This is a genomic window from Vibrio sp. NH-7, assembly GCF_053643215.1.
Map to the genome: position 1 here is coordinate 2,469,335 of NZ_CM132187.1, position 12,706 is coordinate 2,482,040.

The following is a 12,706-nucleotide window of genomic DNA, read 5'->3' on the forward strand; positions in this document are numbered from 1 at the left end:
ATTAGCACGGTATCGTAGCACAATTAGTGCACATCACGCCAATACTCTTTCTTAAGTAGAACCACAACGATGGTGAAGATGACCAAGAAGCCCATTACCCACCAGCCTAAAGCGTGACGCTCTAGTTTCACAGGGTCACCAGAATACTCAAGGAAGTTAACGAGGTCGCGAACTGCATTGTCGTATTCTTCATCGTTTAGTTCACCTGTGCCATCGCTTTCGATGCCAACAACTTTTGTCACTTCTTCGCCATCAACCACATGTGTTTCATACACTGGCGTCGGAATACCTTGTAGTTCTTCCAATACGTGTGGCATACCAACGCTAGGGAAAACAACGTTGTTCACACCAAACGGACGGCTTGGGTCCGCATAAAATGAACGAAGGTACGTGTATAGCCAGTCAGTACCACGAACACGGGCTACTAGTGTCAGATCTGGCGGTGGAGCACCAAACCATTTCGCCGCAGAGTCCTGTGGAATTGAGTTAACCATCAAATCACCCACTTTCGCTTCAGGATCGAAGATTAGGTTATCTTTTAGGAGCTCAACAGGGATCCCGATATCACGAGCCACACGCTCATAGCGCTGATACTGGGCAGAGTGACAACCAAAACAATAGTTCATAAACAGTTTGGCACCGTTTTGAAGCGAAGCTTGGTCACTCAAGTCATTGTTTGCTTTGTCGAGTGGTACGTTCGCACCCGCTGCCATCGCCAGAGACGGCAGCATTGCAAATAAAATTACAATCCATTTTTTCATTTGAATGTCACCCTTTCTGGTAGAGGCTTAGTCGCTTCGTTCTTACTGTAGAAGAACAGTAATACGAAGAACATGAAGTAAGCTAAGCTGAAGATCTGAGCTAATAGCGTGTATGTTGGTGTTGCAGGAAGCGCACCAAGAATACCCAACGCGATAAAGCTGATCGTGAACTGGATGATATTGAATAAATGGAACTTACTGCGGTAGCGGTAAGAACGAACGCGACAGCGATCTAACCAAGGCAGAACAAACAGAACCGCAATCGACGCACCCATAGCGATAACACCGAGTAGTTTATCTGGAACGGCACGCAGAATCGCGTAGAACGGAGTGAAGTACCATACTGGAGCAATGTGCTCTGGTGTTTTCAGTGGGTTTGCTGCTTCAAAGTTAGGTGGCTCAAGGAAGTATCCCCCCATTTCAGGGTTGAAGAACAACACGTAACAGAACAAGAACAAGAAACCAGCCACACCAATCAGGTCTTTCACCGTACCGTAAGGATGGAAAGGCACTGAATCAATGATGTCATACTTCTTAGAGTAGTAATCGTGGAACTTGAACTGCGTCTTGTAGTCATCGCCCATCGTGCCTTTTGGCAGTTTGGTTTCAATACCGTCTGGGTTATTTGAACCCACTTCGTGTAGTGCGAGTACGTGTAGAACGATAAGCAGCAGAAGTACGATTGGTAGCGCGATAACGTGAAGAGCGAAGAAACGGTTTAGTGTCGCACCAGAGATTACGTAGTCACCACGAATCCATAGTGTTAGATCATCACCAATAACAGGAATTGCACCGAATAGTGAAATGATTACCTGAGCACCCCAGTAAGACATCTGTCCCCAAGGTAGTAGGTAGCCCATGAATGCTTCTGCCATCAACACAAGGAAGATAAGCATGCCGAAGATCCATAGTAGCTCACGTGGCTTCTGGTATGAGCCGTAGATTAAGCCACGGAACATATGCAGGTATACAACAACAAAGAAGGCAGACGCGCCCGTTGAGTGCATGTAACGCAGTAGCCAACCATACTCAACATCACGCATGATGTATTCAATTGACGCAAAAGCGCCATCACCAGATGGAACGTAGTTCATGGTTAGCCAAATACCCGTTAGGATTTGGTTAACCAAAACAAGCATTGCCAGTGAGCCGAATAAATACCAAAAGTTGAAGTTCTTTGGCATTGGGTACTCAGAAAGGTGCTTTTTGTACGCATTCATTGCGGGTATGCGTTTTTCTACCCAATCAAGTAGAGCTTGCATTATGCCTCCCCTCCTTCGTCAACACCAATTAGAATCTTGGTATCGCTCAGGTACATGTGTTTAGGTACAACTAGGTTCAACGGCGCAGGAACGCCTTGGAATACACGACCAGCCATATCAAACTTAGAGCCATGACATGGACAGAAGAAACCTGATTTCACACCCTGAACTTGTTCGCTAAAACTGTCAGGCAAATAAGTCGGTGAACAACCAAGGTGTGTACAGATACCAACAGCAACGAAATACTCAGGCTTAATTGAGCGGTAAGCGTTTTGAGCATAAGTCGGTTGTTGTTCTTCACCAGATGAAGGGTCACGGAGTTGACCATCCAGTTCTTTAAGCGTGTCTACGACAGATTGTGCACGACGTACAACCCAAACAGGTTTACCACGCCATTCAACACGTACCATCTGCCCTTCCTCGAGTTTACCAATATCAACTTCGACAGGGGCACCCGCAGCTTTTGCTTTTTCACTTGGGTTCCAAGATTTAATAAAAGGAACGGCGACAGCAGCGGCTCCTAAACCACCAACAACAGCTGTTGTAGCAGTTAGAAAACGTCTGCGACCGTTATTTAAAGGCGCATTGCTCATCCAAACATTCTCCCATTTGCTCCTTGTGGACTATTGTTATTCCGCTTAAAGAGCATGGCTAACAAAATACGAATTTAGTTGTATTTATTTGATGGCAAATGATAAATAAAACCCTACTTTTTGACAAGATAAAGCTACCTTTTTGTAACATTTGTGAGGCGAATCGCCAGTGAGGTCACAAAAGGGACATAACTAAAACAAAACTTAGGAAAAGCGAGAGGTTAGAAGGGATTTTTTTTGCGTAGAAAAACAAAAAGCTCGGCATAGAGCCGAGCTTTGAACCACAATTCCAGTAATAAAACTGGAGCGGTAAATTTCCTGTAAAGAGGAAATTAACGCTTAGAGAACTGTGGACGACGACGTGCTTTACGTAGACCAACTTTCTTACGTTCAACGCAACGAGCGTCACGAGTAACGTAACCAGCTGCACGTAGAGTAGGACGTAGAGACTCATCGTATTCCATTAGAGCGCGAGTGATACCGTGACGGATAGCACCTGCTTGACCTGAAATACCACCACCTTTAACAGTAACGTATAGGTCTAGTTTCTCAGTTAGTTCAACTAGCTCTAGAGGTTGTTTAACAACCATGCGAGAAGTTGGACGACCGAAGTACTCATCAAGGCTACGCTTGTTGATTACGATGTTGCCGCTGCCTGGTTTAATGAAAACACGTGCAGCTGAGCTTTTGCGACGGCCAGTGCCGTAGTATTGATTCTCTGCCATTTTCGAAATCCCCGATTAGATGTCTAGTACTTGTGGTTGTTGAGCAACATGGTTGTGCTCAGCGCCAGCGTAAACTTTCAGCTTACGGTACATAGCACGGCCTAGAGGACCACGTGGTAGCATACCTTTAACTGCTAGCTCAAGAGCCATCTCAGGCTTACGATCAATTAGCTTCTCGAAGCTGATTGACTTAAGACCACCTGGGAATTCAGAGTGACGGTAGTAAATCTTACCTTTAGCTTTGTTACCAGTTACAGTAACTTTCTCCGCGTTAACAACGATGATGTAATCACCAGTGTCACAGTGTGGAGTGTATTCAGCTTTGTGTTTGCCACGTAGGCGAGATGCAATTTCACTTGCTAGACGGCCAAGAGTTTTACCTTCAGCGTCTACAACGTACCAGTCGCGTTTTACAGTTTCTGGTTTAGCAACGAAAGTTTTCATGCTAATAATAACCCGTTAATTATTTAAATTTACACTTAAAGGAGCCAAAAGCTCCCACTGACTAAGAGTCCAGTCAACACCCCTTCGAGTGGTTGGCACTCTCGACCCGTTATGTCGAAATACCTTCGATAATCAAGGTCTGCAGTAACGGTGGGTCGCAGGATTATAGAGAAGTCAGTAGAAAAAATCACCTTTTTTTGAGGAAAAAATCGATTTTTTTTCAAACCGCTACTATTTCATCAAAGCGTTATGCTAAATGCTCTCTCGCCAAGTAGTCATGGCTCTGCATTTCGATCAAACGAGACTGGCAGCGCTTGAATTCAAACTCGAGTTGTCCACTGGTATATAGCTCCTCTAAAGCAACCTCAGCGGAGATAATCAGCTTTACGTTACGCTCGTAAAACTCATCGACCAAGGCAATAAAGCGGCGAGCTGCATCGTCAATGGTTCTGTCCATCTGTTTTACATCCGCTAGCAGCACAGTGTGATAGATCCGAGAGAGTTCAATATAGTCATTTTGGCTACGCGCTGTCTGACATAGTTGCCCAAACGTTGCATGTAATACGCCCTCAGAAGTCTCAACCACATCAATCTGGCGATGATTAATGTCAATCACTCGCTCTCCTTTTCGAGCTTCACCGACAAGCTGCTCAAAATAGTGGTGTAGATTTTTGTTCGCTTGTTCATCCAACGGATAATGGTAGATTTCCGCTTGCTCTAACGTACGTAATCGATAGTCAATACCACTGTCGACATTAAGCACAATGCAATTTTCTTCTATTAGTTTTATAGCGGGGAGGAATCGAGCCCTTTGTAACCCATTGCGATACAAGTCATGCGGCGGAATGTTCGATGTCGCCACCAATACAACTCCGCGAGCAAACAAGGCTTGAAATAAAGTGCCCAAGATCATCGCATCGGTAATATCAGAAACAAAGAACTCATCGAAGCAGATAATTTCCGCTTCGGCTTTAAAAGTATCCGCCACTAACTCGAGGGGGTCGTTGACATCGCCCAGAGCATTGAGCTCATCATGAACCCGGTACATAAAGCGATGAAAGTGCACTCGCATTTTTTTCTCTGATGGCAAAGCATCGAAGAAGGTATCCATTAAGTAGGTTTTCCCGCGACCAACGCCACCCCAAAAATAGAGTCCTTTTGGCGCGGTCGGTGGCTCAGGTTTCTTTGCAAACCAACTTTTCCACCCAGTCACCTTCTCAACAGGCGTATTCACATATTGAACGAATTGATGGTAAAGCGTATCTAAGGCGGTTACGGCTTGCAGCTGAGCGTCATCTTGCTGAAAACCATGCTCTTTTATGTCTTTTTTATAGCTATCTAAGGGCGTCATGACTTCAAGGACCTACAGAAGAAGAGTGGAAACTGCTATGTAGAGCACATGCATTTTTCTTTATTGGCTGAAGTTCTCATAGTACCATGTCGACTGAACATGTGTAACTAAGTAGTAATAAACATGTTAAATAACAACAATAAGGAGCTAATATGCCTTGGATTTACGCCCTAGTTGGTTTGCTTGTTGGAACTCTGTTAGGTGTCATCGTTTCTCGTCTAACGACACCAGGATACAAGAAACAAAAAAGCACCCAAAAAGAATTAGAAACCGCAAAGTTTGAGTTAGAACAACAAAAGCAAGATCTGGCTGACCACTTTGCACAAACGGCCGATATGTTGGACTCACTGGGTAAAGAGTACACTAAACTCTACCAACACATGACGAAGACTTCATCAGAGCTACTTCCTAATATTCCAGTTCAAGACAACCCGTTTAATAAAAAAGTTGCCGAACAATCTAAGCCTGAGTTAGTCGTCAACGAAGAGACTGACGAAAGCCCGAATGAAGCCCCGAAAGATTACGCCTCAGGTGCGACAGGTCTATTGAAAGAAGAGAAGAAAGAAATTCTCGACTCTGAACAAGTCGTGACCGCTAAAGCGTCTTAAGGCAGAAAATTTGCTGAACTTTGCATAGGTTTTTGAGTCATAACTCTCACAAGCGCCACTTGATCTTATATTTTTCAATCAAATATAAGAGTTAAGGCCTTAACTAAATAGGAGTTATCAGATGAAAAAACCTTTGCTTGCATTAACCGTCCTATCATTAAGCTTGAGTTCAATCATCACCCCAATGCCCGCAACGGCGGCATTGCCTCTATCTGTTAACGGTGAGCAACTCCCTAGTCTGGCTCCCATGCTCGAAAAAGTGACCCCAGCCGTCGTTAGTATTTCTGTCGAAGGCACACAAGTATCAAGACAACATATCCCTGAGCAATTCCGCTTCTTCTTCGGTCCTGACTTTCCAACCGAACAATTGCAAGAGCGCCCATTCCGCGGTTTAGGTTCCGGCGTCATAATCAATGCAGACAAAGGTTACATTGTGACCAACTACCACGTCATTAATGGCGCCGAAAAAATCCGCGTCAAACTGCATGATGGCCGAGAGTACGATGCCGAGCTTGTTGGTGGCGATCAAATGTCTGACGTTGCACTACTCAAGTTAGAGAAGGCTAAAAACTTAACGGAAGTTAAGATTGCAGATTCAGATAAGCTACGAGTCGGCGACTTTACTGTTGCGATTGGTAACCCGTTTGGCTTAGGTCAGACCGTCACTTCAGGGATTGTTTCTGCGTTGGGACGCAGTGGCCTTAATCTTGAAAACTTCGAGAACTTCATTCAAACCGATGCCGCGATCAACAGCGGTAACTCGGGTGGCGCATTGGTTAACTTAAACGGTGAATTGATTGGTATTAATACCGCTATCTTGGGGCCCAATGGCGGGAATGTCGGAATCGGCTTTGCCATCCCATCCAATATGATGACCAATTTGACAGACCAAATCCTCGAGTTTGGGGAAGTCAAACGCGGCATGCTAGGAGTGCAAGGTGGAGAAATCACCTCTGAACTCGCAGAAGCGCTTGGGTATGAGTCAAGTAAGGGCGCGTTTGTCAGCCAAGTGGTTGCGGATAGCGCCGCTGACAAAGCAGGCCTTGAAGCAGGTGATGTTATCGTCTCCATTAATGGTAAATCCATTACTTCGTTCAGTGAACTGCGCGCGAAGGTAGCGACGTTGGGTGCGGGCAAAACCATCGAACTTGGTGTCATTCGCGACGGCAAAGAGAAGACGTTTGAAGTAACCCTTGGTGAAATGCAAAACGCAAAAGCGCCAGCAGAGAAACTTCATGAAGGCTTATCGGGCGCCCAACTGTCCAACACCAATGCAAGTGATGCGGTGCAAGGGGTGAAAGTGACTGCGGTCGAGAAAGGCTCAAGCGCAGACGCATACAAACTCGAAGAAGGTGACATCATCATCGGCGTTAACCGTAAGCGTGTGAAAAACTTAGCTCAGTTCCGTAAAATCGTAGAGAAGCAACCTGGCGTGCTAGCGCTTAACATTCAGCGTGGCGACCGTACGCTCTACTTGGTCATTCGATAGCGCCACTTTACTGATGATAAGTTCATCATAAAAACGCGAACTCAGCCTGAAAGGACAGTGGGAAATTCCGCTGTCCTTTTATTATTGACTCATCTAGTGCTATTCTTCAGCAACTTATCTCTACCAAACGCTAGACGAGGACAGTATGCTGCAATTTATATTGCGTTCCGTAGGCTTAGGGCTTGCCACTGCAGCGCTATTGCTGCTCGCGTTGCCTTCACTACGAAGCAATATCCTTCCACATACTCCATTAGATCAGGAAAAAGATAGCGGCCAGCTACAAATCTCGTTCAACCAAGCGGTCCGTAACGCAGCACCCGCCGTGGTCAACATCTATAGCCGTAAATACACCGAGGCTGACCGTTCAAAGCTACTCACACAAGGTCTTGGTTCTGGAGTGATTGTCAGCGAAAAAGGCTACATCATCACCAACTACCACGTCGTAGCCCAAGCTGATCAAATCATTGTTGCCTTACAGGACGGTCGAGTCGCCGCTGCACAGCTAGTAGGTAAAGATCGCCGTACCGATATCGCAATACTTCGTGTAGAAGGCTCCAATCTTCCAGTGATTCCATTAAACCCAAACTACACACCTAAAGTGGGCGATGTTGTCTTAGCTATCGGTAACCCATATAACCTTGGTCAAACAACGACGTTCGGTATTATTTCCGCGACGGGACGCTCGTCAATCAGTGCTGACGGGCGACAAGCGTTTATTCAAACCGACGCCGCCATCAACGAAGGCAACTCAGGCGGTGCTCTTGTTAACACCCGCGGAGAACTCGTTGGAATCAACACCGCTTCGTTCCAACAAGCGACAGAGCTAGAGACCTATGGGATTTCATTCGCTATCCCATTTACCCTTGCTGACAAAATCATGCAGAAGATCATCGCTGATGGACGGGTCATTCGTGGTTACATTGGTATTGATGGTCAAGACATCAATTCCGTCACATCAAGATTGCTCGGCAATGAGCATCTAGGTGGTATTGTTGTCTTAGGGGTTGATCCAAATGGCCCTGGGGCTGCGGCAGGATTTGAAGCGCAAGACATTATTTTGAAGATCGACGACAAGAAAATTAATGGCCGTCAAAGCGTACTTGATATCGTGACCGAGCTAAGACCCGGCACTGTGGTTGATGTACTTATTCTTAGAAAAGGCGAAGAGAAAACGCTTCAAGTAACCATAGCAGAAGACACACGCTAATTATCTCTGCACTGAAATAAAAAATCCCATGCCTTGGCATGGGATTTTTTGTTATTCAGCGTTCTCTTCAACCGAGGCCGAGCCAGATTCAATCTCTATTCGAGTGACACGTTGCAAACCGCGCGGCAGCAAACTACCTCGTCGCCCACGCTCACCGCGGAAATTATCTAAATCACTCGGCTTCAAGCCTAACTTGCGTTTGCCCGCATAAAGCGTCAATGTTGCGCCTTTAGGCACCGCAATTAAGTGAGAGAGTATCTCTTCACGCTCTTTGGCTTTTGCCGCAGGAATATTAATGATCTTGTTGCCCTTACCTTTTGCAAGCTGAGGCAGATCTTTAATCGGGAACAGCAACATTCGACCTTGGTTCGTGATCGCAACAATCTCGTCTGAATCGAGATCCGCTATCGCATCAGGAGTCATCACTTCCGAGTTCACTGGCAACGTCACCAATGCTTTACCACTTTTGTTCTTAGAAAGCAGATCGCTGCCTTTACAAACAAAGCCGTAGCCAGCATCAGAGCCCACTAACCATAATTGCTCTTCTTCACCCATAATCACTTGGCGAATCGCACTACCCGCCGTGATGTTCAAGCGTCCAGTAATCGGCTCCCCTTGGCTCCTTGCAGATGGCAGCGAGTGAGACTCGAGTGAATAACTGCGACCATCGCTACCGAGGAAGACTGCCTGTTGATTACTCTTCCCTCGAGCATGAGCGAGATACTTATCACCAGACTTGTAGTTTAGACCTTCAGCATCGACATCATGACCTTTCGCGTGACGAATCCAGCCTTTCTCAGACAGAACAACGGTAATCGGCTCACTTGGTACTAGGTCACGTTCAGTTAGTGCTTTCGCTTCTGCACGCTCCACCAGCGGTGAACGGCGATCATCACCGTATTTATCGGCGTCCGCTTGGATCTCTTTCTTAAGCAAGGTATTCATGCGACGCTCAGAACCTAGCAGCAGCTCTAACTTCTCGCGCTCTTTCTCTAGCTCATCTTGCTCACCGCGGATCTTCATCTCTTCTAGCTTGGCTAGGTGACGAAGTTTGGTATCTAGAATCGCATCCGCTTGGATGTCTGTAATACCAAAGCGCGCCATCAAGACTGCTTTAGGATCGTCTTCGGTACGGATGATTTCAATGACTTCATCAAGGTTTAAGTAGGCAACCAACAAACCTTCAAGGATGTGCAAACGAGCCATCACTTTATCAAGACGATGCTGGAGGCGACGACGAACCGTGGTGCGGCGGAACTCGATCCATTCAGACAGAATTTGAACTAAACCTTTAACCTGCGGGCGATTGTCTAGACCAATCATATTGAGGTTAACGCGGAAGTTCTTTTCTAGATCGGTTGAAGCAAACAGATGATTCATCAACTGGTCACAATCAACGCGATTTGAACGCGGAACGACAACGATTCGCGTAGGGTTCTCGTGATCGGATTCATCGCGTAGATCGTCAACCATAGGCAGCTTTTTCGCACGCATTTGGTTAGCAATTTGCTCTAGCAATTTCGCGCCAGACACTTGGTGTGGCAACGCCGTAATCACGATATCAGAGCCTTCTTTGTGCCAAACCGCACGCATCTTAATGCTGCCGCGACCAGTGCGATAGATCTTCTCAAGATCCGCTTTTGGCGAAATGATTTCTGCTTCGGTCGGGTAATCAGGACCTTGAACAAAGTTCATCACATCCGGCAGTTCTGCTTTTGGATGATCGATCAAGTGAATCGCTGCATTTGCCACTTCACGGACGTTGTGAGGCGGAATATCCGTCGCCATACCCACCGCGATACCAGTAACGCCATTCAATAGAATATGTGGCAGGCGCGCAGGTAGCATTTGCGGCTCTTTCATTGTGCCGTCAAAGTTAGGCTGCCACTCGACCGTGCCTTGACCAAGTTCACCTAGCAGGACTTCCGCAAACTTAGACAGCTTCGCTTCGGTATAACGCATCGCAGCGAACGATTTAGGATCGTCTGGCGCACCCCAGTTACCTTGACCGTCCACCAATGGGTAACGGTAAGAGAATGGCTGCGCCATTAATACCATCGCTTCATAACACGCCGAGTCGCCGTGTGGATGGTATTTACCTAACACGTCACCAACGGTACGTGCTGATTTTTTGTATTTTGCTGCCGCCGAAAGACCAAGCTCCGACATTGCGTAAATAATACGTCGTTGAACCGGCTTTAAACCATCGCCAATGTATGGCAATGCGCGGTCCATAATTACGTACATCGAGTAATTGAGATAAGCGTCTTCAGTGAACTTGCGCATCGGCAACTGTTCAACGCCATCGTATGTAATCTCACTAGACATTCATTAAACCTCTGCCATATCACCGTTGGTTTGTAGCCAGCTACGGCGGTCATCCGCACGTTTCTTACCTAGCAACATATCCATCATTTCCATGGTCTGCTCATTGTCATCGATGGTTAACTGAACCAAGCGACGGGTATTCGGATCCATGGTTGTTTCGCGAAGTTGGAGTGGGTTCATCTCACCCAGACCTTTGAATCGCTGTACGTTGATTTTGGCTTTTTTCTTCGATAGGCGCTCTAATACGCCCTCTTTCTCATCATCATCAAGGGCATAGAACACTTCTTTACCGCAGTCGATTCGATAGAGAGGAGGCATCGCGACATAGATATGGCCGGCTTCGACTAGAGCTCGGAAGTGACGAGTAAACAGCGCACATAGTAGCGTCGCGATGTGCAGACCATCCGAATCCGCATCGGCAAGGATACAGATTTTGCCGTAACGTAAGCCATCGAGGTTGTCGTTATCGGGGTCGATACCCAGCGCAACAGAGATATCGTGCACTTCTTGAGAGGCAAGGACTTGGTCAGCAGAGACTTCCCAAGTATTGAGGATCTTACCGCGCAGCGGCATCACCGCTTGGAACTCACGATCGCGAGCTTGTTTCGCTGAGCCGCCTGCCGAGTCACCCTCGACAAAGAAGATTTCAGTGCGATTTAAATCTTGTACAGAACAGTCGGTTAACTTACCCGGTAGTGCCGGACCTGATGCCACCTTCTTGCGCACAACTTTCTTACTAGCGCGCATACGGCGGTGCGCATTGGCAATACACACTTCTGCCAGCTGTTCTGCTAGTTGAGGTTTCTCGTTTAACCACAAGCTGAAGGCATCTTTTACTACGCCAGAAACAAACGCCGCAGTTTGACGAGATGAAAGACGCTCTTTAGTTTGACCGGCAAACTGAGGGTCTTGCATCTTGACCGATAACACGTAAGAACAGCGATCGAAGATGTCGTCACCCGTTAACTTAACCCCACGAGGAAGCAAGTTACGGAACTCACAGAACTCACGCATCGCATCAAGCAGACCTTGGCGAAGACCGTTAACGTGCGTACCACCTTGCTTAGTTGGAACTAAGTTAACGTAGCTTTCGGTGATCATCTCGCCGCCTTCAGGCTGCCAGATCACCGCCCACGTTGCCATTTCCGTTTCTGCAGTGAACTCTCCGATGTAAGGCTCGGCTGGTAGTACTTCATAGCCTTTCACGCCCTCAGCAAGATAGTCTTTTAAGCCATCTTCGTAGTACCACTTGTGCTCTTCATCGTTAACTTTATCGCTAAACGTGATTTCTAGTCCTGGGCAGAGCACGGCTTTGGCACGCAGGTTGTTCACCAAACGTAGCGCTGAGAATTTGTAACTGTCGAAGTATTTAGCATCTGGCCAGAAGTGGACTGACGTTCCGGTGTTGCGGTGTCCACAAGTTCCGGTCACGGTAAGTTCTGTCACGGCGTTACCGTGTTCAAAAGCGATTTCATGCACTTGACCTTGGCGTTTTACGGTGACTTCCACACGTTTGGATAACGCGTTAACCACCGAAATACCAACCCCGTGCAAACCACCAGAGAACTTGTAGTTGTCATTGGAGAACTTGCCGCCAGCGTGCAGCTTGGTCATGATAAGTTCAACACCCGAAATGCCTTTCTCCGGGTGAATATCAACGGGCATACCACGACCATCATCGATTACTTCGAGCGATTGGTCTGCATGAAGAATGACTTTGATTTTTTTCGCATGACCCGCAAGCGCTTCATCCACCGAGTTGTCGATAACTTCTTGGGCGAGATGGTTTGGTCGCTCCGTTTCGGTATACATACCAGGACGGTGTCGTACTGGGTCGAGACCTTCAAGAACCGAAAGGTCTTTCGCATTATATTGTTCAGTCATAATACGGAATATCTATATAAAGAATAAAAGGGTAGCCAAGCAGGCGGGAGATTA

11 protein-coding genes are annotated in these 12,706 nt (G+C 46.8%); 3 read left to right on the forward strand and 8 right to left on the reverse strand.

What is annotated here, in order from left to right; all coding sequences use genetic code 11:
- Positions 1-23 precede the first annotated feature (23 nt).
- From ACUALS_RS11460 to zapE, 6 genes are all read right to left on the reverse strand, one after another.
- Positions 24-761, reverse strand: a complete 738-nt coding sequence (locus tag ACUALS_RS11460; protein WP_038190850.1) for a cytochrome c1 — start codon at positions 759-761, stop codon at positions 24-26.
- Positions 758-2,023, reverse strand: a complete 1,266-nt coding sequence (locus ACUALS_RS11465; RefSeq protein ID WP_005476328.1) for a cytochrome b — start codon at positions 2,021-2,023, stop codon at positions 758-760. The genes ACUALS_RS11460 and ACUALS_RS11465 overlap by 4 nt, the downstream gene beginning before the upstream one ends.
- A complete protein-coding gene (gene petA, locus ACUALS_RS11470; RefSeq protein ID WP_038139701.1) occupies positions 2,023-2,616 on the reverse strand; it encodes a ubiquinol-cytochrome c reductase iron-sulfur subunit in 594 nt (197 codons plus the stop codon). The genes ACUALS_RS11465 and petA overlap by 1 nt, the downstream gene beginning before the upstream one ends.
- A gap of 332 nt (positions 2,617-2,948) precedes the next feature.
- Positions 2,949-3,341, reverse strand: coding sequence for a 30S ribosomal protein S9 (gene rpsI, locus ACUALS_RS11475; protein ID WP_005436094.1), 393 nt, complete (start codon positions 3,339-3,341; stop codon positions 2,949-2,951).
- A gap of 15 nt (positions 3,342-3,356) precedes the next feature.
- Positions 3,357-3,785, reverse strand: coding sequence for a 50S ribosomal protein L13 (gene rplM / locus ACUALS_RS11480; RefSeq protein WP_038139704.1), 429 nt, complete (start codon positions 3,783-3,785; stop codon positions 3,357-3,359).
- 247 nt (positions 3,786-4,032) lie between these two features.
- Positions 4,033-5,136, reverse strand: coding sequence for a cell division protein ZapE (gene zapE, locus ACUALS_RS11485; RefSeq protein ID WP_039476717.1), 1,104 nt, complete (start codon positions 5,134-5,136; stop codon positions 4,033-4,035).
- A 152-nt stretch (positions 5,137-5,288) separates the two neighbouring features.
- Here zapE and zapG point away from each other — a divergent pair, with 152 nt between their 5' ends.
- The 3 genes from zapG (at position 5,289) to degS (ending at position 8,440) form a co-directional block, all read left to right on the forward strand.
- Complete coding sequence (zapG, locus tag ACUALS_RS11490; protein WP_038215686.1) at positions 5,289-5,744, forward strand: Z-ring associated protein ZapG; 456 nt, start codon at positions 5,289-5,291, stop codon at positions 5,742-5,744.
- A 121-nt stretch (positions 5,745-5,865) separates the two neighbouring features.
- Entirely contained in the window at positions 5,866-7,233 is a 1,368-nt protein-coding gene (locus ACUALS_RS11495; RefSeq protein ID WP_038139711.1) for a DegQ family serine endoprotease, read from the forward strand.
- Between the two features lie 145 nt (positions 7,234-7,378).
- Positions 7,379-8,440, forward strand: coding sequence for an outer membrane-stress sensor serine endopeptidase DegS (degS, locus tag ACUALS_RS11500; RefSeq protein ID WP_005472798.1), 1,062 nt, complete (start codon positions 7,379-7,381; stop codon positions 8,438-8,440).
- A gap of 51 nt (positions 8,441-8,491) precedes the next feature.
- On the opposite strand, the gene parC is transcribed toward degS, so the two are convergent.
- A complete protein-coding gene (gene parC, locus ACUALS_RS11505; RefSeq protein WP_454448394.1) occupies positions 8,492-10,768 on the reverse strand; it encodes a DNA topoisomerase IV subunit A in 2,277 nt (758 codons plus the stop codon).
- Positions 10,769-10,771: 3 nt separating this feature from the next.
- Complete coding sequence (gene parE, locus ACUALS_RS11510) at positions 10,772-12,652, reverse strand: DNA topoisomerase IV subunit B (RefSeq protein ID WP_038139715.1); 1,881 nt, start codon at positions 12,650-12,652, stop codon at positions 10,772-10,774.
- Positions 12,653-12,706: the final 54 nt, after the last annotated feature.